This is a genomic window from Billgrantia saliphila (assembly GCF_002930105.1).
Classification (GTDB): domain Bacteria; phylum Pseudomonadota; class Gammaproteobacteria; order Pseudomonadales; family Halomonadaceae; genus Halomonas; species Halomonas saliphila.
The window spans coordinates 14,856-36,733 of sequence record NZ_PJRN01000024.1; the positions used below are offsets into that span (position 1 = coordinate 14,856).

A 21,878-nucleotide genomic window follows, 5' to 3' on the forward strand; every position below is an offset into this window, starting at 1 on the left:
ATTACTCTCCCTCTACCCGCACAAGGTAGTTGACCTTGTGGATCATGCCGCGCACGGCAGGGGTGTCTTCCAGTTCAACCGTATGACCGATGCGACGCAGCCCCAGGCCCTTCATGGTGGCCTTGTGCTTGGGCAGTGTGCCGATGGTGCTACGGATCTGGGTAACCTTGAGTGTGGCTGCCATGGTACTTACCCCGTGATCGCTTCGACGGACAGGCCGCGCTTGGCGGCGATGTCTTCCGGCGACTGCATGGAAGCGAGACCATTGACGGTTGCACGCACCACGTTGACCGGATTGGTGGAGCCGTAGCACTTGGCCAGGACGTCGTGGACGCCAGCCAGTTCGAGCACGGAGCGCATGGCGCCGCCGGCGATGATCCCGGTACCCTCGGAGGCCGGCTGCATGTACACCTTGGAGGCACCGTGACGGGCCTTGACCGGGTACTGCAGGGTGTTGCCCTTGAGGCTCACCTTGATCATGTTGCGACGCGCCTGGTCCATGGCCTTCTGGATCGCGACCGGCACTTCACGCGCCTTGCCGCGGCCGAAGCCTACACGACCATTGCCGTCACCCACGACGGTCAGCGCGGTGAAACCGAAGATTCGGCCACCCTTGACCACCTTGGCGACGCGGTTGACCTGCACGAGCTTTTCCTGCAGGTCGCCGGTGTTCTGTTCATTCTTCGCCATCGTAAAACCCTTTAGAATTCCAGGCCGCCTTCACGTGCGGCGTCGGCCAGGGCCTTCACGCGACCGTGGTACTTGTAACCGGCACGATCGAAGGCCACCTGGGTGATGCCAGCCTGCTTGGCGCGTTCGGCAATCAGCGCACCCACCTTGGCGGCGGCGTCGGCATTGCCGGTCGCCCCCTCGCGCAGGTCCTTGTCCAGCGTGGAAGCGCTGGCCAGCACCTTGCCACCATCCGGCGAGATGATCTGCGCGTAGATGTGGCGCGGGGTACGGTTGACGCACAGGCGATACACGCCCAGCTCGCGCATCTTGGCACGAGCGCGGCGGGCACGACGGAGACGAGATTCTTTCTTCGCGTTCATAACCCTGCCTTACTTCTTCTTGGCTTCTTTACGACGCACCTGCTCGTCGGCGTACCGCACACCCTTGCCCTTGTAGGGCTCGGGCGGACGGAAGGCGCGAACCTCGGCGGCGACCTGGCCCAGCTTCTGCTTGTCCGCGCTCTTCAGCACGATGACGGTGTTCTTCGGCGTTTCCGCAGAGACACCCTCGGGCAGGGAATACTCGACCGGGTGGGAGAAGCCCAGTGACAGATTCAGCGTCTGGCCACTTGCCTGGGCACGATAGCCGACGCCAACGATTTCGAGGGTCTTGGTGAACCCTTCGGAGACGCCGGTGACCAGGTTCTGAACCAGAGCACGTGTGGTACCGACCATCGCCCAGGACTTGGCCGTCTCGCTCGGGTTGAAGGTCAGCTGACCCTCTTCCTGACCGATGGCCACGTCCGGATGGACGGTCATGGACAACGTGCCTTGGCTGCCCTTGACGGTCAGCTGGTCGCCGTCGAGCTTGATGTCGACGCCGGCAGGCACTTTAACCGGATATTTGGCTACGCGGGACATTCCAGACTCCTAGAATACGGTGCAGATGACTTCGCCACCGACGCCCGCCTGGCGAGCGGCACGGTCGGTCATCACGCCCTTGGAGGTGGTGACGATCGCGACACCCAGACCATCTGCCACCTTGGGCAGCGCATCCTTGCCCTTGTACTGGCGCAGGGACGGCTTGGAAACCCGCTGCAGATGCTCGATGACCGGCCTGCCCTCGAAGTACTTGAGGGTCACGGTCAGCTCGGGCTTGGTGCCCTCGGCCACTGAGAAGTCGGCAATATAGCCTTCTTCCTGGAGTACGCGAGCCACCTCGACCTTGAGCGTGGAGGACGGCATGGTAACCGTCTCCTTGGTGGCCATCTGCGCATTGCGGATACGGGTAAACATATCCGCCAGAGTGTCTTGCATGCTCATTTACATTGCGCTCCTGATGATTCCGTGGCGGCTTACCAGCTGGACTTTTTCAGCCCAGGGACTTCGCCACGCATGGCGGCTTCACGCAACTTGTTACGGCCCAGGCCGAACTTGTTGTAGTAGCCGTGCGGGCGGCCGGTGATACGGCAGCGGTTGCGCTGACGCACCGGGCTGGAGTCGCGCGGCAGCTGCTGCAGTTTCAGCGTCGCCTCGAAGCGCTCTTCGTCGGAAGTATTCACGTCCTGGATGATCGCCTTGAGCTCGGCGCGCCGGGCCGCATACTTCGCGACCAGCTTGGTGCGCTTGAGCTCACGCTCTACCATGCTTTTCTTTGCCATGATCCCACCCTTATTTCTTGAACGGGAAGTTCAGCGCGCTCAGCAGGGCGCGACCTTCCTCGTCGGTGTTGGCGGTAGTGGAGATGGTGACATCCAGACCCCGAATCCGGTCGATCTTATCATATTCGATCTCCGGAAAGATGATCTGCTCACGCACCCCCATGGAGTAGTTGCCGCGACCGTCGAAGGACTTCGGGTTGAGACCACGGAAGTCACGTACGCGGGGAATCGCGATATTGACCAGACGGTCCAGGAACTCCCACATGCGCTCGCGCCGCAGGGTTACCTTGATGCCGATCGGCCAACCTTCGCGCACCTTGAAGCCCGCGATGGACTTGCGTGCCTTGGTCACCATCGGCTTCTGACCGGAGAGCTTCTCCAGGTCGCCGATGGCATTCTCGATCAGCTTCTTGTCGCTGGTCGCGTCGCCGATGCCCATGTTCAGAGTCACCTTGGTGATCCGCGGCACCTGCATCACGTTGGCGTAGCTGAACTGCTCTTTGAGTTGAGCCACCACCTCGTTCTGATAACGTTCTTTCAAGTTCGCCATTTTGCTACCCGACTCGCGTTAGGCGTCGATCTGCGTCTGCGTCGACTTGTAGATACGTACCTTGGTACCGTCTTCCTTAACCTGGAAGCCGACGCGATCCGCCTTACCGGTCTCCGAGTTGAAGATCGCCACGTTGGACGCGTGAATCGGAGCCTCGCGCTCGACGATACCGCCCTGATTGCCCGCCATAGGGTTGGGCTTGGTGTGACGCTTGATCATGTTCACACCGGACACGACGAAGCGTTCGTCCTTGAGGACGCGCTTCACGGTGCCGCGCTTGCCCTTGTCCTTGCCGGCGATGACGATCACTTCATCGTCACGTTTGATCTTTTGCATATCCGCCTCGCTCCTTACAGCACTTCGGGCGCCAGGGAAATGATCTTCATGAACTTCTCGTTGCGAAGCTCACGCGTCACCGGCCCGAAGATACGGGTACCGATCGGCTGTTCGTTGGTGTTGTTCAACAGAACGGCCGCATTTCCATCGAAGCGGATCAGCGAGCCGTCGGGACGACGGACGCCGCTCCTGGTGCGGACGACCACCGCCTTCAGGACCTGGCCCTTCTTGACCTTGCCCCGCGGAATGGCTTCCTTCACCGTTACCTTGATGATGTCACCGACGCGTGCGTAGCGACGGTGCGAACCGCCCAGCACCTTGATGCACTGCACCCGGCGCGCTCCGCTGTTGTCGGCGACATCTAGCATTGTCTGAGTCTGAATCATCGGTTTTCTCCAAACCTAATCTGACTGCTCTCGCCGAGCTCAGCCCTTGGCCTGCTCAAGCACCTCGACCAGGGTCCAAGCTTTTTTCCTGGACAGCGGGCGACACTCCTGAATGGCGACCGTGTCGCCGATCTTCGCCTGGTTCGCCTCGTCATGGGCGTGCAGCTTGGTGGAGCGCTTGACGTACTTGCCGTAGATCGGATGGCGCTCGCGGCGCTCGATCATTACGACGATGGATTTCTCCATCTTGTCGCTCACCACCTTGCCGGTGAGCGTACGGGCTTTTTTCTCTTCGGCCATCTCAGTCACCTGCCTTCTCGTTGAGCACAGTCTTCACCCGGGCGATGTCCCGACGAACCTGCTTGAGCAGATGAGTCTGGCTGAGCTGGCCGGTGGCCTTCTGCATGCGCAGGTTGAACTGCTCGCGGAGGAGTTCGAAGAGCTGCTCCTGGAGCTGCTCGACTGACTTTTCACGAATTTCCTGGGCTTTCATCACATCACCGTCCGTTTCACAAAGGTGGTGGATATGGGCATCTTCTGGGCAGCCAGGGAGAAGGCCTCGCGGGCCAGCTCTTCGGACACACCCTCGATTTCATACAGGACCCGACCCGGCTGGATCTGTGCGACCCAGTACTCGACGGAGCCCTTGCCCTTACCCATACGGACTTCGAGCGGCTTCTTGGAAATCGGCTTGTCCGGGAAAACGCGGATCCAGATCTTGCCGCCACGCTTGACGTGACGGGTGATCGCACGACGGCCGGCCTCGATCTGGCGCGCTGTGATGCGGCCGCGACCGGTGGCTTTCAGGCCGTATTCCCCGAAGCTGATCTTGCTTCCGCGATGCGCCAGGCCCCGATTGCGACCCTTCATCATCTTGCGGAACTTCATACGCTTGGGCTGTAACATCGACTCGCTCTCCCCTTACCTGGAACCTTTCTTCTTGGAGGGCGCTGCCTGCGGCTGTTTGGCCTTGGCGCGAACCTCTTCGATGCCCCCGAGGATTTCACCCTTGAAGACCCACACCTTGACACCGATGATGCCGTAGGTGGTTTTAGCTTCGTAGGTGGCGTAGTCGATGTCCGCACGCAGCGTGTGCAGCGGCACGCGACCTTCCCGGTACCATTCGGTGCGGGCGATTTCCGCGCCGCCGAGGCGACCGGAGAGCTGCACCTTGATGCCGCCCGCGCCGAGGCGCATGGCGTTCTGCACCGCGCGCTTCATGGCGCGACGGAACATGACACGGCGCTCGAGCTGGCCGGCGATGTTCTGCGCGACGAGCTTGGCGTCCAGTTCCGGCTTGCGGACCTCTTCGATGTTGACGTGCACGGGCACGCCCATCATCGCGGTGACCTCGCGGCGCAGACGATCGACGTCTTCACCCTTCTTGCCAATCACGATTCCCGGACGGGCAGTGTGAATGGTGATACGGGCGTTGTTCGCCGGACGCTCGATGGTGATGCGGCTCACGGACGCATTCTTCAGGCGCTCCTCGAGGAAGCGACGCACTTCGAGGTCGTTGTTCAGCTTGTCGGCGTAAGCATCGCCCTCGGCATACCACACCGAGGAGTGGTCCTTGACGATACCCAGCCGAATACCTGTCGGATTGACTTTCTGACCCATCTGGTCGACTCCTACTTCTCGGCTACCTTGACGGTGATGTGGCAGGTGCGCTTCAGGATGCGATCCGCACGGCCCTTAGCGCGCGGACGGATGCGCTTGAGCGTCATGCCCTCATCGACGCAGATGGTCGAGACACGCAGCTCGTCGATATCCATGCCGTTATTTTCTTCCGCGTTCGCGATGGCGGACTGCAGCACCTTCTTGACCAGCTTGGCAGCCTTCTTCGGTGAGAAGGTCAGCAGGTCGAGCGCCTCGGCGACCGGTTTACCGCGCACCTGGTCAGCCACCAAACGGGCCTTCTGGGCGGATAAACGAGCGCCACGCAGCTTAGCTGTGACTTCCATCTCTCAATCCTCTCTGGCTTACCGTTTGGCTTTCTTGTCCGCCGCATGTCCGCGATAGGTGCGGGTGGCAGCGAATTCGCCCAGCTTGTGGCCAACCATTTCCTCGGAGACGTGCACCGGGACGTGTTGGCGACCGTTATGGACTGCAATGGTGAGCCCGACCATGTTGGGCAGAATCATTGAACGACGCGACCAGGTCTTGATCGGTTTGCGATCGTTCTTTTCCACTGCAGCCTCAACCTTCTTCAGCAGATGAAGGTCAATGAAGGGACCTTTCTTCAGTGAACGTGGCACAGCCGTTACCCCTTAATGTCTGTTACTTGGCCTTGCGGCGACGAACGATCAGCGCGTTGGTGCGCTTGTTCTTGCGGGTCTTGTGGCCCTTGGTGGGCACACCCCACGGCGACACCGGATGACGACCGCCGCTGGTGCGGCCTTCGCCGCCGCCGTGCGGGTGATCGACCGGGTTCATGGCCACGCCGCGAACGGTCGGACGCACGCCTCTCCAGCGCTTCGCACCGGCCTTGCCAAGTTGACGCAGGCTGTGCTCGGAGTTGCTCACTTCCCCCAGGGTCGCGCGGCAGTCGGCTAGCACCTTGCGCATCTCGCCGGAGCGCAGACGCACGGTGGCGTAGCTACCTTCGCGGGCAACCAGCTGGGCGCTGGTACCGGCACTACGCGCGAGCTGGGCACCCTTGCCGGGCTTGAGCTCGATGCAGTGAACGGTGGAACCCAGCGGGATGTTGCGCAGCGGAAGGGTGTTGCCCTTCTTGATCGCCGCGTTCACGCCGGACTCGAGACGGTCGCCGGCACTCACGCCCTTGGGCGCGATGATGTAGCGACGCTCGCCGTCCAGATACTTCAGCAGTGCGATGTGTGCACTGCGATTGGGATCGTACTCCAGGCGCTCGACGACGGCGGGAACGCCATCCTTGGTACGCTTGAAGTCGATCAGCCGGTAGTGCTGACGGTGACCGCCGCCCACGTGACGGGTGGTGATGCGACCGTTGTTGTTACGCCCACCGGAGCGCGACTGCTTCTCGAGCAGCGGCGCATAGGGCTTGCCCTTGTGCAGGTCTTCGCTGACGACCTTGACGACGTGGCGACGACCGGCGGATGTGGGTTTTGTCTTGACGATTGCCATGATCCGTACTCCTGCCCTTATTCGGCGCCAGTGAAGTCTTCGAGCGTCTCACCAGCAGCCAGGGTCACGTAAGCCTTGCGGTAGCCCTGGCGGCGGCCCAGACCCTGCGCAGTACGCTTGGTCTTGCCCTTCATGTTCAGCACCTGGACGCGGTCGACCTTCTTGCCAAACAGCACCTGCACGGCCTGCTTGATTTCCGGCTTGGTCGCGTCGCTGGCCACCTTGAACACATACTGGTTGCGCTCGGCGGCGAAAGCGGCCTTCTCGGTCACGTGCGGACCGAGCAGAACCTTGAATACGCGCTCCTGGTTCATGCCAGCTTCTCCTCGAATTTACGCAGAGCAGAGACGGTGACCAGCACCTTGTCGAAGGCGATCAGGCTCACCGGATCGGCGGCAGCCACATCCACCACATCCACGTTGGGGATGTTGCGAGCGGCCAGGTACAGCTTCTCGTCGACTTCCTCGGTGACGATCAGCGCCTTCTCGAGCCCCAGCTCGCCCAGCTTGGCGACCAGCTGCTTGGTCTTGGGCGCATCGACGGTGAATTCGTCGATGGCGATCAGACGCTCCTGGCGCACCAGCTCGGACAGGATCGACCGCATGGCGGCGCGGTACATCTTGCGGTTGACCTTCTGCGAGTGGTCCTGAGGACGCGCTGCGAAGGTCACACCGCCGCTGCGCCACAGCGGCGAGCGGATGGTGCCGGCACGCGCACGGCCGGTGCCTTTCTGACGCCACGGCTTCTTGCCGCCGCCACGCACGTCGGAACGGTTCTTCTGAGCGCGGGTACCCTGACGCGCACCGGCCAGATAGGCGGTGACGACCTGGTGAACCAGCGCCTCGTTGAATTCTTTGCCAAAGGTGGCGTCGGCGACTTCGACAGTACCCGCGCCAGCAGCAAGATTCAGATTCATCGGTTCTATCCCCTTCAGCCAGCTTTGACGGTGCTGCGAACGATGACGTCGCTGCCGGTAGCACCGGGCACGGCACCCTTGATCAGCAGCAGGTTGCGCTCGGCATCGACCCGTACGACTTCGAGGCTCTGGACGGTGCAGCGGACATTGCCCATCTGACCGGCCATTTTCTTGCCCTTGAAGACACGACCCGGAGTCTGACACATGCCGATGGAACCCGGCGCGCGATGCGACAGGGAGTTGCCGTGGGTGGCATCCTGGGTACGGAAGTTCCAGCGCTTGACGGCGCCCTGGAAACCCTTGCCCTTGGAGGTGCCGGTCACGTCGACCTTCTGACCAGCTTCGAAGAGGGATACGGTGAGTTCGCCGCCCACTTCCGGAGTTTCATCGCCTTCAGCGAGACGGAACTCCATCAGGGAGCGACCGGCCTCGATCCCCGCCTTGGCGTACAGACCTGCCTGCGCCTTGGTGAGATGCTTGGCCTTGCGGGAGCCGGTTGTTACCTGGACCGCGGCGTAGCCGTCGCTGTCGACGGTCTTGACGCTGGTGACGCGGTTCGGCTCAACCTCGATCACGGTTACGGGCACGGAGGCGCCATCTTCGGTAAAGACACGGGTCATACCGGCCTTTCTACCGACTAAACCGATAGTCATTCTCAGTCTCCTTTAGTGTACGGGGCTATCACCCGCTATGGCTGCCCTTTCCAGAGCATTCCACTAGCACGTTGTATGACGCCATCTCGGCGTGGCGGCTGCTGCTCGAAACGCTGGGCGAACGAGCGCTGGGCCGCGGGTGTCTAGTGTGGTTAGTCGAGCTTGATCTGAACGTCCACGCCAGCGGCGAGGTCGAGCTTCATCAGGGCGTCGACGGTCTTTTCGGTCGGCTCGACGATATCGAGCACGCGCTTGTGAGTGCGAATTTCGTACTGGTCGCGCGCGTCCTTGTTGACGTGCGGCGAGATCAGTACGGTATAGCGCTCACGATTGGTCGGCAACGGAATCGGACCACGTACCTGGGCGCCAGTGCGCTTGGCGGTATCAACGATCTCCGCCGCAGACTGGTCGATCAGGCGATGGTCGAATGCCTTCAACCGAATGCGAATCTTCTGGTTCTGCATTTGCCCTAAACTCCAATGGATGTCGACGGCGCCTGCCGCCTACCCACGCATTCAAAGGATGCGCATTATATGCATGCCCGACACCAGAGTCAAACAACTCCGCATCGGGTGCGCAGAAAGGGGGCTCCTCGCGGAGCCCCCTTCGATCAGTCAGCAGCCTGTGACTTACTGAACGATCTTGGCCACGACGCCGGCGCCGACTGTACGGCCACCTTCACGGATGGCGAAGCGCAGACCTTCGTCCATGGCGATCGGAGCGATCAGGGTGACGACCATCTTGACGTTGTCGCCCGGCATGACCATTTCCACGCCTTCCGGCAGTTCACAAGTACCGGTCACGTCAGTGGTACGGAAGTAGAACTGCGGACGATAGCCCTTGAAGAACGGCGTGTGACGACCACCCTCTTCCTTGGACAGAACGTAGACTTCGGCTTCGAAGACGGTGTGCGGGGTAATCGTGCCCGGCTTGGCCAGAACCTGCCCACGCTCGACTTCGTCACGCTTGGTACCACGCAGCAGGGCACCGACGTTCTCGCCCGCACGACCTTCGTCGAGCAGCTTGCGGAACATCTCGACACCGGTAACGGTGGTCTTGGTGGTGTCCTTGATACCGACGATTTCGACTTCCTCGCCAGCCTTGACGATGCCGCGCTCGATACGGCCGGTGACCACGGTGCCGCGACCGGAGATGGAGAACACGTCCTCGATCGGCATCAGGAACGGCTGATCGATGGCACGCTCCGGCTCCGGAATGTAGTCATCCAGGGCCTTGATCAGGTTGGCAACGGCGGTGGTGCCCATGCCGTTCTCGTCTTCGCCGTTCAGCGCCATCAGCGCGGAACCGATGATGATCGGAGTGTCGTCGCCCGGGAAGTCGTACTCGTTGAGCAGTTCGCGAACTTCCATCTCGACCAGCTCGAGCAGCTCCTCGTCATCGACCATGTCGGCCTTGTTCAGGAACACGACGATGTACGGCACGCCGACCTGACGCGACAGCAGGATGTGCTCGCGAGTCTGCGGCATGGGGCCGTCGGCAGCGGAACAGACCAGGATGGCGCCGTCCATCTGCGCAGCACCAGTGATCATGTTCTTGACGTAGTCGGCGTGCCCCGGGCAGTCGACGTGCGCGTAGTGACGCTGCTCGGACTGGTACTCGACGTGAGAGGTAGCGATGGTGATGCCGCGCTCACGCTCTTCCGGAGCATTGTCGATGGAGTCGAACTGACGCCATTCACCGCCGAAGACCTCAGCAGAAACGCGAGTCAGAGCCGCAGTCAGAGTGGTCTTGCCGTGGTCGACGTGACCGATGGTGCCGACGTTGACGTGCGGTTTGGAACGTTCGAATTTTTCCTTAGCCACTTCGATAACCTCTTTACGTTTGCTAGCGGTTAGCCTTTCTGGTTGATGACGGCTTCAACGATACTGGAGGGCGCCTCTTCGTAGCTCGCGAACTCCATAGTGTAGCTCGCACGACCCTGGGTCTGAGAACGCAGATCGGTCGCATAACCGAACATCTCGCCCAGAGGCACCATCGCGCGGATGACCTTGCCAGAGGAAGAATCATCCATGCCCTGCACCAGACCGCGGCGACGGTTCAGGTCGCCCATGACGTCACCCATGAAATCCTCGGGCGTCACGACTTCGACCCTCATCACCGGCTCCAGCAGCACGGCCTTGGCCTTGCGGGCCCCTTCCTTGACAGCCATGGAAGAGGCGACCTTGAACGCGTTCTCGTTCGAGTCCACGTCATGGTAGGAACCATCGTACAGCGTGACCTTGACGTCGATCATCGGGTAACCCGCGATGACGCCGTTCTGCAGCTGCTCGTAGGCCCCTTTCTCGACGGCACCCACATACTCCTTGGGTACCACACCGCCGACGATCTCGGAAGCGAACTTGAAGTGCATGTCTTCGTCTTCGCCCTTGTCCGCCTCGGTGAGCGGCTCGATACGCAGCCAGACATGACCGTACTGACCACGACCACCGGACTGACGTACGAACTTGCCTTCCTGCTCGACCTTGCCGCGAATGGTTTCGCGGTAGGCGACCTGCGGCTTGCCGATGTTGGCTTCGACCTTGAACTCGCGACGCATGCGGTCGACGATAATGTCCAGGTGCAGCTCGCCCATGCCGGAGATGATGGTCTGGCCGGTCTCCTCGTCCGTCTTGACGCGGAACGACGGATCTTCCTGAGCCAGCTTGCCCAGTGCGACACCCATCTTCTCCTGGTCGGCCTTGGATTTCGGCTCCACGGCCACGGAGATCACCGGATCCGGGAATTCCATGCGCTCCAGCACGATCTTGTGCTCGAGGTCGCACAGGGTGTCACCGGTGGTGACGTCCTTGAGACCGATACAGGCGGCGATGTCGCCCGCCAGGATTTCCTTGATCTCTTCGCGCGAGTTGGCGTGCATCTGCACGATACGACCCACGCGCTCCTTCTTCTGCTTGACCGAGTTGTAGACGCTGTCGCCCGACTTCAGCACGCCGGAATAGACGCGGATGAAAGTCAGGGTGCCGACGAAGGGGTCGGTGGCGATCTTGAAGGCCAGCGCGGCGAAGGGGGCGCTATCGTCCGCTTCGCGCGTAGCGATAGTGCCGTCCTTGTCGTCCAGCTCACCCTCGATGGCCTTGACCTCGGTGGGTGACGGCATGTACTCGATGACACCGTCGAGCACGGCCTGAACGCCCTTGTTCTTGAACGCCGAGCCGCAGGTGACCAGCACGATCTCGTTGTCCAGCGTACGCCGACGCAGGCCGGACTTGATCTCCTCGTTGGTCAGCTCGCCCTCTTCGAGGTACTTGTCCATCAGCTCTTCGGAGGCTTCGGCAGCGGCTTCGACCATCTGCTCGCGGTACTCCTCGGCAGTCTCCTGGAGCTCGGGCGGGATATCGACCAGCTCGTAGTTCATGCCCAGGCTTTCCTCGTCCCACAGGATGGCCTTCATCTGGATCAGGTCGATGACACCCTTGAACTCCTCCTCGGTGCCCCAGTTGATCTGGATCGGCACCGCATTGGCGTTCAGGCGCTTCTTGAGCTGATCGACGACCATGAAGAAGTCGGCCCCGGTGCGGTCCATCTTGTTGACGAACACCATGCGCGGCACTTCGTACTTGTTGGCCTGGCGCCACACGGTCTCGGTCTGCGGTTGCACGCCCGATGAGCCGCACAGCACCACCACGGCGCCATCGAGCACGCGCAGGGAACGCTCCACCTCGATGGTGAAGTCGACGTGCCCAGGGGTGTCGATGATGTTGATGCGGTGTTCGTCGAACTGCTTGTTCATGCCCTGCCAGAAGCAGGTAGTCGCTGCGGAGGTGATGGTGATACCACGCTCCTGCTCCTGCTCCATCCAGTCCATGGTGGCCGCACCGTCATGGACCTCGCCCACCTTGTGGGATAGGCCGGTGTAGAACAGGACACGCTCGGTCGTGGTGGTCTTGCCGGCATCGACGTGGGCGACGATACCGATATTACGATAGCGCTTGAGTGGTGTCTTGCGAGCCACGGTGGAACTCCCCGTTGGTTGGCGATGCGTTTAGAAGCGCTGCACTTAGAAGCGGTAGTGCGAGAACGCCTTGTTGGCTTCGGCCATGCGATGCACGTCTTCACGCTTCTTGACCGCAGAACCCTTGCCCTCGGCGGCATCGAGCATCTCGCCAGCGAGACGCTGCACCATGGTCTTCTCACCACGCTTGCGCGCCGCATCGACCAGCCAGCGCATGGCCAGCGCCTGGCGACGCGAGGGGCGGACTTCAACCGGCACCTGATAAGTCGCACCGCCGACGCGGCGGGACTTGACCTCGACCATCGGCTGGATGGCTTCCAGCGCCCGATCGAAGATCTCCAGCGGCTCTTCCTTACTACGCTCGGCAACCGTGTCCAGCGCACCGTAGACGATACGCTCAGCTGTGGACTTCTTGCCGCTGACCATCAGGTGGTTCATGAACTTGGCCAGGCGCTCGCTTCCGAACTTCGGATCCGGCAGGATTTCGCGCTTGGCTACAACTCTTCTTCTAGGCATGACAAGCCCTCTATCGAAGGGTCTTTCAGGCAAACCCGGGACTCTCGCTTAGGCGACGCCCGGCCTTACTCTTATCAGACCGATATGAATTCTGGGGTACGCGAACCGATGTCGATCAGGACTTCGGACGCTTGGTACCGTACTTGGAACGACCCTGCTTACGGTTCTGAACGCCGGAGGTGTCGAGAGCGCCGCGAACGGTGTGATAACGCACACCCGGCAAGTCCTTGACACGGCCGCCGCGGATCAGCACCACGGAGTGCTCCTGAAGGTTGTGACCTTCACCGCCGATATACGAGGAAACCTCGAAGCCGTTGGTCAGGCGCACGCGGCAGACCTTACGCAGGGCCGAGTTCGGCTTCTTCGGGGTGGTGGTGTAGACGCGGGTGCAGACGCCGCGCTTTTGCGGGCAGGCCTGAAGCGCCGGCACGTCGCTCTTGGCGGCGGGGCGCTTGCGCGGCTTGCGCACGAGCTGATTGATAGTTGCCATGTTGTGTAGCTGACTCCAATGGTTGCCTTGCCTTTCAGCGGGCGCGGGCGCACCCACCCCACTGTTAAAGGCTGCGCATTCTAAGGTCTAGCGGGGTGAGGCGTCAAGCGGAAGACCCTGCCAACCGCCTGACGCCGTCACGTGCCGCCTACAGCTCGTCTTCGTCCGAGTCGAGCGCGGTGAGCTGGGCACCCAGCTCCTGCTCGACATCGAACGCCGACGGGTGGAGCAGACGCTCGGTATCTTCCCGCTTGCGACGACGCTCCTGATGGTGAGCCAGTCCCGTCCCCGCCGGGATCAGGCGACCGACCACCACGTTCTCCTTCAGGCCGCGCAGGTAGTCGCGCTTGCCGGTAACCGCCGCCTCGGTCAGCACACGCGTTGTCTCCTGGAAGGAGGCCGCGGAGATGAACGACTCGGTGGCCAGGCTGGCCTTGGTGATGCCCAGCAGCACGCGCTGGTACTTGGCCGGAAACTTCTCGGCCTTCTCCAAGCGGGCGTTCTCCTCGAGCACCCGTACCAGCTCGACCTGGTCGCCGGGGATGAACTCGGAGTCACCGGCATCGGTGATCTCCACCTTGCGCAGCATCTGACGCACGATCACTTCGATGTGCTTGTCGTTGATACCCACGCCCTGCAGGCGGTAGACCTCCTGGATCTCGGCGGTGATGTACTTGGCCAGCTCCGCCACGCCCAGCAACCGCAGGATGTCGTGCGGATTGCTCGGACCGTCGGAAATCACCTCGCCCTTCTCCACGGTCTCGCCTTCGAACACCGCGATCTGGCGCCACTTCGGTATCAGCATCTCGAACGGATCGCCGCCCTCTTCCGGCGTGATCGTAAGGCGCCGCTTGCCCTTGGTCTCCTTGCCGAAGCTGATCGTACCGCTGATCTCGGCCAGGATCGCCGGCTCCTTCGGCTTGCGCGCCTCGAACAGGTCCGCCACGCGGGGCAGACCCCCGGTGATGTCCTTGTTGCCGGACGCCTCCACCGGGATACGCGCAACGATCTCGCCGACCCCGAGCTTGGCGCCGTTGTCGACCGAGACGATCGCCTTGCCCGGCAGCAGGTACTGTACAGGGGTGTTGGAACCCGCCACGCTGACCGGCTCGCCGCTCTCGTCGGTGAGCAGGATCATCGGCCGACTGTCGCGACCGGCCTGCGGACGCGCTGCCGACTCGATCACTTCGATGGAGGAGAGGCCGGTCATTTCGTCCACCGTACGGTGGATGGTGACCCCTTCGACCATGTCGACGTACTGCACCTTGCCTTCGACCTCGGCGATGATCGGATGGGTGTGCGGATCCCATTTGGCCACAATCTGACCGGCCTCGACCGCGTCGCCGTCCTTGATCGACAGCTCAGCACCGTAGGGTAGCTTGTAGTACTCGCGCTCACGGCCATGCTCATCAGCAACCGCCAGCGCGCTGGAGCGGGACACCACCACCAGCTTGCCGTCGGCGCGCTCGACGAACTTCATGTTATGCAGGCGCACCTTGCCCCCATGCTTGACCTGGACGCTGTCCACCGCCGAGGCGCGCGACGCCGCGCCGCCGATGTGGAAGGTCCGCATGGTCAGCTGGGTGCCCGGCTCACCGATCGACTGCGCGGCGATGACGCCCACCGCTTCGCCGATGTTGACCTGATGACCCCGGGCAAGATCGCGGCCGTAGCACGACGAGCAGACCCCGTGGGCCGACTCGCAGCTGATGCCGCTGCGCACCACGATCTCGTCGACACCCATGGTATCGAGGCGTTCGCACCAGGCCTCGTCGAGCAGCGTGCCCTTCTCGATCAGCACCTCATCAGTGCTCGGATCGATGACGTCCTGGGCCACCACGCGACCCAGCACACGCTGCGCCAGTGAGACGATGATGTCGCCGCCTTCGATGACCGGGTGCAGGGTCAGACCCTGCTCGGTACCGCAATCGGGCTCGGTGATCACCACGTCCTGGGCGACGTCGACCAGACGGCGCGTCAGGTAGCCCGAGTTGGCGGTCTTGAGGGCCGTGTCCGCCAGGCCCTTGCGCGCACCGTGGGTCGAGATGAAGTACTGCAGTACGTTCAGGCCTTCGCGGAAGTTGGCGACGATCGGCGTCTCGATGATCGAGCCGTCCGGCTTGGCCATCAGGCCGCGCATGCCCGCCAGCTGGCGGATCTGGGCGGCACTACCCCGGGCGCCGGAATCGGCCATGATGAACACGCTGTTGAACGAGTCCTGCTCGACCTCGTTGCCCTCGCGATCGATCACGGTCTCCTTCGAGATGCCCGCCATCATCGCCTTGGCCACCTTGTCGTTGGCCTTGGACCAGATGTCGATGACCTTGTTGTATTTCTCGCCGGCGGTGACGAGACCGGAGGAGAACTGATCCTCGATCTCCTTGACCTCGGCTTCGGCGGCCTCGACGATTTCAGTCTTGGCGTCGGGGATGACGAAGTCATTGACACCGATGGAGGCGCCCGACCAGGTGGCCATGCGGAAGCCGGTGTACATCAGCTGGTCGGCGAAGATGACGGTCGCCTTGAGCCCCGCGCGCCGATACACCTCGTTGAGCAGCTTCGAGATGGCTTTCTTCTTCATCGCCTGGTCGACCAGCTCGAACGGCACCTCATCGGGTAGGATGCGGAACAGCAGGGCACGACCCACGGTGGTGTCGTAGAGGGTACGCTCGGTGCTACGCTCGCCGGTTTCCTCGTCGACACGCACCTCGGTGAGACGCACCTTGACGCGGGCATGCAGCGACACGTTCTGGGTGCCGAAGGCGCGCTCGACCTCGTTGAGGCCGGAAAACACCATGCCCTCGCCCTTGGCGTTGATCTTCTCGCGGGTCATGTAATACAGACCCAACACCACGTCTTGGGACGGCACGATGATCGGATCACCGTTGGCCGGCGACAGTACGTTGTTGGTGGCCATCATCAGCGCGCGCGCTTCAAGCTGGGCTTCCAGCGTCAGCGGCACGTGGACCGCCATCTGGTCACCGTCGAAGTCGGCGTTATAGGCGGCACACACCAGCGGGTGCAGCTGGATCGCCTTGCCCTCGATGAGCAGCGGCTCGAACGCCTGGATGCCCAGACGATGCAGCGTCGGCGCACGGTTGAGCAGCACCGGATGCTCGCGGATGACATCGGCGAGAATGTCCCACACCTCGGGCAGCTCACGCTCGACCATCTTCTTGGCGGCCTTGATCGTGGACGCGTGGCCGAGAGACTGCAGCTTGGAGTAGATGAACGGCTTGAACAGCTCCAGCGCCATCTTCTTGGGCAGACCGCACTGGTGCAGACGCAGGGTCGGGCCGACCGTAATGACCGAACGGCCGGAATAATCGACGCGCTTGCCCAGCAGGTTCTGACGGAAGCGCCCCTGCTTGCCCTTGATCATATCGGCCAGCGACTTCAGCGGACGCTTGTTGGAGCCGGTGATGGCGCGGCCGCGCCGGCCGTTGTCGAGCAGCGCATCGACCGCCTCCTGCAGCATGCGCTTCTCGTTGCGCACGATGATGTCCGGCGCATTGAGGTCGAGCAGCCGCTTCAGGCGGTTGTTGCGGTTGATCACCCGGCGGTACAGGTCGTTGAGGTCGGACGTCGCGAAGCGACCGCCGTCCAGCGGCACCAGCGGACGCAGGTCCGGCGGCAGGACCGGCAGCACCTCCATGACCATCCACGCCGGATCGTTGCCGGAGTTGTGGAACGCCTCCAGCAGCTTGAGACGCTTGGAGAGCTTCTTGATCTTGGTCTCGGAGTTGGTCTGCGGGATCTCCTCGCGCAGGCGATCGACCTCCTCGACGAGGTCGATGTCCTTGAGCAGCGCCTGGATCGCTTCGGCGCCCATGCGAGCGTCGAAGTCGTCGCCGAACTCTTCGAGGGCCTCGAAGTACTGCTCATCGTTGAGCAGCTGACCACGCTCGAGCGTGGTCATGCCCGGATCGATGACCACGAAGCTCTCGAAATAGAGCACCCGCTCGATGTCGCGCAGGGTCATGTCGAGGAACATGCCGATGCGCGACGGCAGCGACTTGAGGAACCAGATGTGCGCGACAGGGCTAGCCAGCTCGATGTGGCCCATGCGCTCGCGACGCACCGCTGCCTTGGTCACCTCAACGCCGCACTTCTCGCAGATGATGCCGCGGTGCTTCATGCGCTTGTACTTGCCGCACAGGCACTCGTAGTCCTTCACCGGACCGAAGATCTTGGCGCAGAACAGCCCGTCCCGCTCCGGCTTGAAGGTACGGTAGTTGATGGTCTCGGGCTTTTTGACCTCGCCGTAGGACCAGGAGCGAATCATGTCCGGAGAGGCGAGCGAGATCTTGATCGCGTCGAACTCTTCGGACTGTGACTGCGATTTGAGGACTTTCACCAAATCTTTCATGGAGTCGGCTCCTAGCTCTCTAACTCGATATCGATGCCCAGCGAACGGATCTCCTTCACCAACACGTTGAAGGATTCCGGCATGCCGGCATGCATGGTGTGGTCGCCGTCGACAATGCTCTTGTACATCTTGGTGCGACCTTCCACGTCGTCGGACTTCACCGTGAGCATCTCCTGGAGGGTGTAGGCGGCGCCGTAGGCTTCCAGGGCCCAGACCTCCATCTCACCGAAGCGCTGACCGCCGAACTGCGCCTTGCCGCCCAGCGGCTGCTGGGTGACGAGCGAGTAGGAGCCAGTGGAACGGGCGTGCATCTTGTCGTCCACCAGGTGGTTGAGCTTCAGCATGTACATGTAGCCGACGGTCACCGGGCGATCGAAGGCATCGCCGGTACGCCCGTCGTATAGGGCCATCTGGCCGGAATCCGGCAGATCGGCCAGGCGCAGCAGCTGCTTGATCTCACTCTCCTGGGCACCGTCGAACACTGGCGAGGCCATCGGCACGCCACCGCGCAGGTTCTTCGCCAGTGCGATCACCTCGTCGTCGGTCAGCGAATCGAGATCCTCGACCCGGGTTCCCTCGGTGGCGTTGTAGACTTCGCCCAGGAACTTGCGGATCTCAGCGACCTGCTGCTCGCGCGCCTCGCGAAGCATGGCCTCGATCTTCTGTCCCAGCCCCCAGGCCGCCAGGCCCAGGTGGGTTTCGAGGATCTGCCCCACGTTCATCCGCGACGGCACGCCCAGCGGATTGAGCACGATATCCACCGGCTCACCGTTGTCGTCGAAAGGCATGTCCTCGACCGGCATGATGGCTGAGATGACACCCTTGTTACCGTGACGGCCGGCCATCTTGTCGCCCGGCTGGATGCGGCGCTTGACCGCCAGGTAGACCTTGACGATCTTGAGCACGCCCGGCGCCAGGTCGTCGCCCTGGGTCAGCTTGCGCTTCTTGTCCTCGAAGCGCTCCTCCATCTCCTTGCGCCGGCCCTCGAGCTGCTCGTCGGCCTGGGCCAGCAGCTCGTTGAGCGACTCGTCCTGCAGGCGCAGCTTGAACCACTGCTGGCGCGGCAGTTCCTCGAGATAGCTGTCGGAGAGCACGTCGCCCTTCTTCAGCTTGGGACCGCCGTTGACCGCCTGGCCGGAGAGCGTGCGCTTGAGGCGCTCGAAGGTGGCATCCTCGGCAATGCGGTAGGTCTCCTGAAGGTCCTTGCGCACTTCGTCGAGCTGCATCTGCTCGATGGCCAGCGCCCGGGAATCCTTCTCCACACCGTCGCGGGTGAAGACCTGTACGTCGATGACCGTGCCCTTCATGCCGGTGGGCGCCCGCAGCGAGGTATCCTTCACGTCGGAGGCCTTCTCGCCGAAGATCGCCCGCAGCAGCTTCTCTTCCGGCGTCAGCTGGGTTTCGCCCTTGGGCGTGACCTTGCCCACCAGGATGTCGCCCGGCCCCACTTCGGCACCGATATAGACCACGCCGGCCTCATCCAGCTTGGAGAGCGCCGACTCGCCGACATTGGGAATGTCGGAGGTGATCTCCTCCGGCCCCAGCTTGGTGTCGCGCGAAACGCAGGTCAGCTCCTGGATGTGAATGGTGGTGAAGCGATCTTCCTGCACCACGCGCTCCGAGAGGAGAATCGAGTCCTCGAAGTTGTAGCCGTTCCAGGGCATGAAGGCGATACGCATGTTCTGACCCAGGGCCAGATCGCCCATGTCGACGGACGGGCCGTCGGCGAGAATGTCGCCGCGTGCCACTGCGTCGCCCGGGCGCACGATCGGGCGCTGATTCATGCAGGTGTTCTGGTTCGAACGCACGTACTTGGTGAGGTTATAGATATCGACGCCAGCTTCGCCGCCGATGATCTCGTCCTCATTGATCCGCACCACGATACGCTTGGCGTCGACCGAATCGATCACCCCGCCGCGGCGCGCCACCGCGCAGACGCCGGAATCGCGCGCAACGAAGCGCTCCATGCCGGTGCCGACCAGCGGCTTCTCGGCGCGCAGGGTGGGCACCGCCTGGCGCTGCATGTTCGAGCCCATCAGGGCGCGGTTGGCGTCGTCGTGCTCGAGGAACGGAATCAGCGCCGCGGCAACGGAGACCACCTGGCGCGGCGAAACGTCCATCAGCGTGACCTGCTCGGGGCGCATGAAGGTGGTTTCGCCCTTGTGGCGGACCTGCACCAGGTCGTCGACCAGCTTGTTCGACTCGTCCACGGTGGCCGAGGCCTGGGCGATGACGAAGTCGCCCTCCTCGATCGCCGACAGATGCACCACCTCGTCGGTGACCTGACGATCCACCACCTTCCGGTACGGCGTCTCGAGGAAACCGTAGCTGTTGGTGTGGCTGTAGGTGGCCAGCGAGTTGATCAGACCGATGTTGGGGCCTTCCGGCGTCTCGATCGGACACAGGCGGCCGTAGTGCGTGGCGTGAACGTCGCGCACCTCGAAGCCGGCCCGCTCGCGCGTCAGGCCGCCCGGACCGAGCGCGGAGACGCGTCGCTTGTGGGTGACCTCGGAGAGCGGGTTGTTCTGGTCCATGAACTGCGAGAGCTGGCTGGAGCCGAAGAATTCCTTGACCGCCGCCGCCACCGGCTTGGCGTTGATCAGGTCCTGCGGCATCAGGCCTTCGCTCTCGGCCATGGAGAGACGCTCCTTCACCGCGCGCTCGACGCGCACCAGCCCTACGCGGAACTGGTTTTCGGCCATCTCGCCCACGCAGCGGATGCGGCGGTTGCCCAGGTGATCGATATCGTCGACTTCGCCGAAGCCGTTGCGGATATAGATCAGTTCCTTGAGCACGTCGAGGATGTCGCGGTTGTCGAGCACGCCGGAACCGGTGTCGGCTTCGCGACGCAGCCGGCGGTTGAACTTCATGCGACCAACGCCGGAGAGGTCGTAGCGGTCCTCGGTGAAGAACAGGTTATGGAACAGCGTCTCGGCCGCTTCCTTGGTGGGCGGCTCGCCGGGACGCATCATGCGGTAGATCTCGACCAGCGCCTCGAGCTGAGAGCCGGTGGTATCCAGACGCAGGGTCTCGGAGATGAAGGGGCCGCAATCGAGGTCGTTGGTGTAGAGGGTCTCGAGCGAGGTGATGCCCGCCTGTCCGATCTTCTCCAGCAACTCGGGCGTGATCACGCTATTGCACGGGCAGATCAGCTCGCCGGTATTCGGATCGACCTGATCCTTGGCCAGGGTTTTGCCGAACAGGTAGTCCATCGGCACCTCGAGACGCTCGAGGCCGGCCTTCTCCAGCTGGCGGATATGCTTCTGAGTGATTCGCCGGCCTTCCTCGACGATCAGGTTGCCGTCGGCATCCTTGATGTCGAAGGTGGCAGTCTCGCCGCGCAGGCGCGACGGCACCAGTTCCACGGAGAAGCCAGACTTCTCGATATGGAAGGTGCTGGTGTCGAAGAACTCGTCGAGTATCTCCTCGGCGCTCATGCCCAGCGCGCGCAGCAGCACCGTAGCCGGCAGCTTGCGGCGACGGTCGATACGCACGAACACGTTGTCCTTGGGATCGAACTCGAAATCGAGCCATGAGCCGCGGTAGGGGATCACGCGAGCGGAATACAGCAGCTTGCCGGATGAGTGGCTCTTGCCTTTATCGTGGTCGAAGAAAACACCCGGCGAGCGGTGCAGCTGGGAAACGATGACCCGCTCGGTCCCGTTGACCACGAAGGTGCCGTTCTCGGTCATCAGGGGGATCTCCCCCATGTAGACTTCCTGCTCCTTGATGTCCTTGATGGCCTTGTTCGAAGAGTCGCGATCATAGATGATCAAGCGAACCTTGACCCGCAGGGGAGCGGAGTAGGTGACACCACGCAGCTGGCACTCCTTGACGTCGAACGCCGGGGTACCGAAGCGGTAGCTGACATACTCGAGCGCGGCATTGCCGGAGAAGCTCTCGATCGGGAATACGGACTTGAAGGCCGCATGCAACCCCACCTCGAGACGCTCATCGGCCGAGCGGTCCTGCTGGAGGAAGTCGTAGTAGGAATCAAGCTGGATCGCCAGCAGGTAGGGCACATCCATCACTTGGGGCAGTTTGCCGAAATCCTTGCGGATGCGTTTTTTCTCAGTGTATGAGTAAGCCATCTGTATTCCCCAGCTTGTTCACCATGGGTGACCGATGCGTGGTCGGCGCCGCCCGACGAGACCGCCCCCGTCAGGCGCTGACGGCAAGCTCCACAGGGGTAGCTCGCCGTCGGGATTCTTCTAGCGACGCTGCTTCAGCACGACGCTAGTGCAACAGA

General features: G+C 62.4%; 26 protein-coding genes. All 26 read right to left on the reverse strand.

Translation table 11 applies throughout. The features are described from left to right. Nucleotide 1 precedes the first annotated feature (1 nt). Nucleotides 2–184, reverse strand: a complete 183-nt coding sequence (rpmD, locus tag CYJ07_RS18620; protein WP_010626484.1) for a 50S ribosomal protein L30 — start codon at nt 182–184, stop codon at nt 2–4. A 5-nt stretch (nt 185–189) separates the two neighbouring features. Then, nucleotides 190–690 carry a 30S ribosomal protein S5 gene (gene rpsE, locus CYJ07_RS18625; protein ID WP_104205214.1) on the reverse strand — a complete coding sequence of 167 codons (501 nt, stop codon included), beginning with the start codon at nt 688–690 and terminating at the stop codon, nt 190–192. Between the two features lie 11 nt (nt 691–701). Beyond that, complete coding sequence (gene rplR, locus CYJ07_RS18630) at nt 702–1,052, reverse strand: 50S ribosomal protein L18 (RefSeq protein ID WP_104205215.1); 351 nt, start codon at nt 1,050–1,052, stop codon at nt 702–704. 9 nt (nt 1,053–1,061) lie between these two features. After that, on the reverse strand, nt 1,062–1,592 hold the full coding sequence (rplF, locus tag CYJ07_RS18635) for a 50S ribosomal protein L6 (RefSeq protein WP_104205216.1): 531 nt from the start codon (nt 1,590–1,592) through the stop codon (nt 1,062–1,064). 9 nt (nt 1,593–1,601) lie between these two features. Further along, entirely contained in the window at nt 1,602–1,994 is a 393-nt protein-coding gene (rpsH, locus tag CYJ07_RS18640) for a 30S ribosomal protein S8 (RefSeq protein WP_104205217.1), read from the reverse strand. Between the two features lie 32 nt (nt 1,995–2,026). Beyond that, a complete protein-coding gene (gene rpsN / locus CYJ07_RS18645; protein WP_104205218.1) occupies nt 2,027–2,332 on the reverse strand; it encodes a 30S ribosomal protein S14 in 306 nt (101 codons plus the stop codon). A 10-nt stretch (nt 2,333–2,342) separates the two neighbouring features. Then, the gene (gene rplE, locus CYJ07_RS18650; RefSeq protein ID WP_104205219.1) at nt 2,343–2,882 is read right to left on the reverse strand and encodes a 50S ribosomal protein L5; all 540 of its coding nucleotides are present in this window, start codon (nt 2,880–2,882) and stop codon (nt 2,343–2,345) included. An 18-nt stretch (nt 2,883–2,900) separates the two neighbouring features. Continuing rightward, nucleotides 2,901–3,218, reverse strand: coding sequence for a 50S ribosomal protein L24 (rplX, locus tag CYJ07_RS18655; protein ID WP_086507996.1), 318 nt, complete (start codon nt 3,216–3,218; stop codon nt 2,901–2,903). Between the two features lie 14 nt (nt 3,219–3,232). After that, a complete protein-coding gene (gene rplN / locus CYJ07_RS18660; RefSeq protein ID WP_008959163.1) occupies nt 3,233–3,604 on the reverse strand; it encodes a 50S ribosomal protein L14 in 372 nt (123 codons plus the stop codon). A 39-nt stretch (nt 3,605–3,643) separates the two neighbouring features. After that, nucleotides 3,644–3,904, reverse strand: a complete 261-nt coding sequence (rpsQ, locus tag CYJ07_RS18665; protein ID WP_104205220.1) for a 30S ribosomal protein S17 — start codon at nt 3,902–3,904, stop codon at nt 3,644–3,646. Between the two features lies 1 nt (nt 3,905). Then, complete coding sequence (rpmC, locus tag CYJ07_RS18670; protein WP_010626474.1) at nt 3,906–4,097, reverse strand: 50S ribosomal protein L29; 192 nt, start codon at nt 4,095–4,097, stop codon at nt 3,906–3,908. After that, nucleotides 4,097–4,510, reverse strand: a complete 414-nt coding sequence (gene rplP / locus CYJ07_RS18675) for a 50S ribosomal protein L16 (protein WP_102588120.1) — start codon at nt 4,508–4,510, stop codon at nt 4,097–4,099. Before rplP ends, rpmC begins: the two co-directional genes overlap by 1 nt. A 15-nt stretch (nt 4,511–4,525) precedes the next feature. Continuing rightward, entirely contained in the window at nt 4,526–5,224 is a 699-nt protein-coding gene (rpsC, locus tag CYJ07_RS18680; protein WP_104205221.1) for a 30S ribosomal protein S3, read from the reverse strand. Between the two features lie 11 nt (nt 5,225–5,235). Continuing rightward, nucleotides 5,236–5,568 (reverse strand): 50S ribosomal protein L22, encoded by a 333-nt coding sequence (gene rplV, locus CYJ07_RS18685; protein WP_097790618.1) that lies wholly within the window; start codon nt 5,566–5,568, stop codon nt 5,236–5,238. An 18-nt stretch (nt 5,569–5,586) separates the two neighbouring features. Continuing rightward, the gene (rpsS, locus tag CYJ07_RS18690; RefSeq protein ID WP_009098993.1) at nt 5,587–5,862 is read right to left on the reverse strand and encodes a 30S ribosomal protein S19; all 276 of its coding nucleotides are present in this window, start codon (nt 5,860–5,862) and stop codon (nt 5,587–5,589) included. Between the two features lie 22 nt (nt 5,863–5,884). Beyond that, a complete protein-coding gene (gene rplB / locus CYJ07_RS18695) occupies nt 5,885–6,712 on the reverse strand; it encodes a 50S ribosomal protein L2 (protein WP_104205222.1) in 828 nt (275 codons plus the stop codon). Between the two features lie 17 nt (nt 6,713–6,729). Further along, a complete protein-coding gene (gene rplW, locus CYJ07_RS18700) occupies nt 6,730–7,026 on the reverse strand; it encodes a 50S ribosomal protein L23 (protein WP_104205223.1) in 297 nt (98 codons plus the stop codon). Next, a complete protein-coding gene (rplD, locus tag CYJ07_RS18705; protein ID WP_104205224.1) occupies nt 7,023–7,628 on the reverse strand; it encodes a 50S ribosomal protein L4 in 606 nt (201 codons plus the stop codon). The genes rplW and rplD overlap by 4 nt, the downstream gene beginning before the upstream one ends. Before the next feature lie 14 nt (nt 7,629–7,642). Further along, on the reverse strand, nt 7,643–8,281 hold the full coding sequence (gene rplC, locus CYJ07_RS18710; protein WP_104205225.1) for a 50S ribosomal protein L3: 639 nt from the start codon (nt 8,279–8,281) through the stop codon (nt 7,643–7,645). Nucleotides 8,282–8,433: 152 nt separating this feature from the next. After that, nucleotides 8,434–8,745, reverse strand: coding sequence for a 30S ribosomal protein S10 (gene rpsJ / locus CYJ07_RS18715; RefSeq protein WP_010626466.1), 312 nt, complete (start codon nt 8,743–8,745; stop codon nt 8,434–8,436). 165 nt (nt 8,746–8,910) lie between these two features. Then, a complete protein-coding gene (gene tuf, locus CYJ07_RS18720) occupies nt 8,911–10,104 on the reverse strand; it encodes an elongation factor Tu (protein WP_104205226.1) in 1,194 nt (397 codons plus the stop codon). A 29-nt stretch (nt 10,105–10,133) separates the two neighbouring features. Continuing rightward, nucleotides 10,134–12,254 (reverse strand): elongation factor G, encoded by a 2,121-nt coding sequence (gene fusA / locus CYJ07_RS18725; protein ID WP_104205227.1) that lies wholly within the window; start codon nt 12,252–12,254, stop codon nt 10,134–10,136. A gap of 45 nt (nt 12,255–12,299) precedes the next feature. Continuing rightward, nucleotides 12,300–12,770 (reverse strand): 30S ribosomal protein S7, encoded by a 471-nt coding sequence (gene rpsG, locus CYJ07_RS18730; protein WP_010626463.1) that lies wholly within the window; start codon nt 12,768–12,770, stop codon nt 12,300–12,302. A gap of 115 nt (nt 12,771–12,885) precedes the next feature. Next, nucleotides 12,886–13,260 (reverse strand): 30S ribosomal protein S12, encoded by a 375-nt coding sequence (gene rpsL, locus CYJ07_RS18735; protein ID WP_010626462.1) that lies wholly within the window; start codon nt 13,258–13,260, stop codon nt 12,886–12,888. Nucleotides 13,261–13,408: 148 nt separating this feature from the next. Continuing rightward, nucleotides 13,409–17,629 carry a DNA-directed RNA polymerase subunit beta' gene (gene rpoC, locus CYJ07_RS18740; RefSeq protein ID WP_104205228.1) on the reverse strand — a complete coding sequence of 1,407 codons (4,221 nt, stop codon included), beginning with the start codon at nt 17,627–17,629 and terminating at the stop codon, nt 13,409–13,411. 11 nt (nt 17,630–17,640) lie between these two features. After that, the gene (gene rpoB, locus CYJ07_RS18745; protein ID WP_104205229.1) at nt 17,641–21,720 is read right to left on the reverse strand and encodes a DNA-directed RNA polymerase subunit beta; all 4,080 of its coding nucleotides are present in this window, start codon (nt 21,718–21,720) and stop codon (nt 17,641–17,643) included. Between the last annotated feature and the right edge of the window lie 158 nt (nt 21,721–21,878).

Bases quoted from the DNA above. Each gene is read 5' to 3' on its own strand.
- rplV (WP_097790618.1), bottom strand. From the start codon at position 5,568: ATGGAAGTCACAGCTAAGCTGCGTGGCGCTCGTTTATCCGCCCAGAAG.
- rpsH (WP_104205217.1), bottom strand. From the start codon at position 1,994: ATGAGCATGCAAGACACTCTGGCGGATATGTTTACCCGTATCCGCAAT.
- rpsL (WP_010626462.1), bottom strand. From the start codon at position 13,260: ATGGCAACTATCAATCAGCTCGTGCGCAAGCCGCGCAAGCGCCCCGCC.
- rplW (WP_104205223.1), bottom strand. From the start codon at position 7,026: ATGAACCAGGAGCGCGTATTCAAGGTTCTGCTCGGTCCGCACGTGACC.
- rpsN (WP_104205218.1), bottom strand. From the start codon at position 2,332: ATGGCAAAGAAAAGCATGGTAGAGCGTGAGCTCAAGCGCACCAAGCTG.
- rplX (WP_086507996.1), bottom strand. From the start codon at position 3,218: ATGCAAAAGATCAAACGTGACGATGAAGTGATCGTCATCGCCGGCAAG.
- rplP (WP_102588120.1), bottom strand. From the start codon at position 4,510: ATGTTACAGCCCAAGCGTATGAAGTTCCGCAAGATGATGAAGGGTCGC.
- rpsC (WP_104205221.1), bottom strand. From the start codon at position 5,224: ATGGGTCAGAAAGTCAATCCGACAGGTATTCGGCTGGGTATCGTCAAG.
- rplR (WP_104205215.1), bottom strand. From the start codon at position 1,052: ATGAACGCGAAGAAAGAATCTCGTCTCCGTCGTGCCCGCCGCGCTCGT.
- rplB (WP_104205222.1), bottom strand. From the start codon at position 6,712: ATGGCAATCGTCAAGACAAAACCCACATCCGCCGGTCGTCGCCACGTC.
- rplD (WP_104205224.1), bottom strand. From the start codon at position 7,628: ATGAATCTGAATCTTGCTGCTGGCGCGGGTACTGTCGAAGTCGCCGAC.
- rpsE (WP_104205214.1), bottom strand. From the start codon at position 690: ATGGCGAAGAATGAACAGAACACCGGCGACCTGCAGGAAAAGCTCGTG.
- rpsQ (WP_104205220.1), bottom strand. From the start codon at position 3,904: ATGGCCGAAGAGAAAAAAGCCCGTACGCTCACCGGCAAGGTGGTGAGC.
- rpsG (WP_010626463.1), bottom strand. From the start codon at position 12,770: ATGCCTAGAAGAAGAGTTGTAGCCAAGCGCGAAATCCTGCCGGATCCG.
- rpoB (WP_104205229.1), bottom strand. From the start codon at position 21,720: ATGGCTTACTCATACACTGAGAAAAAACGCATCCGCAAGGATTTCGGC.
- rplN (WP_008959163.1), bottom strand. From the start codon at position 3,604: ATGATTCAGACTCAGACAATGCTAGATGTCGCCGACAACAGCGGAGCG.
- rpsJ (WP_010626466.1), bottom strand. From the start codon at position 8,745: ATGCAGAACCAGAAGATTCGCATTCGGTTGAAGGCATTCGACCATCGC.
- rplC (WP_104205225.1), bottom strand. From the start codon at position 8,281: ATGACTATCGGTTTAGTCGGTAGAAAGGCCGGTATGACCCGTGTCTTT.
- rplE (WP_104205219.1), bottom strand. From the start codon at position 2,882: ATGGCGAACTTGAAAGAACGTTATCAGAACGAGGTGGTGGCTCAACTC.
- rplF (WP_104205216.1), bottom strand. From the start codon at position 1,592: ATGTCCCGCGTAGCCAAATATCCGGTTAAAGTGCCTGCCGGCGTCGAC.
- rpmC (WP_010626474.1), bottom strand. From the start codon at position 4,097: ATGAAAGCCCAGGAAATTCGTGAAAAGTCAGTCGAGCAGCTCCAGGAG.
- rpoC (WP_104205228.1), bottom strand. From the start codon at position 17,629: ATGAAAGATTTGGTGAAAGTCCTCAAATCGCAGTCACAGTCCGAAGAG.
- rpmD (WP_010626484.1), bottom strand. From the start codon at position 184: ATGGCAGCCACACTCAAGGTTACCCAGATCCGTAGCACCATCGGCACA.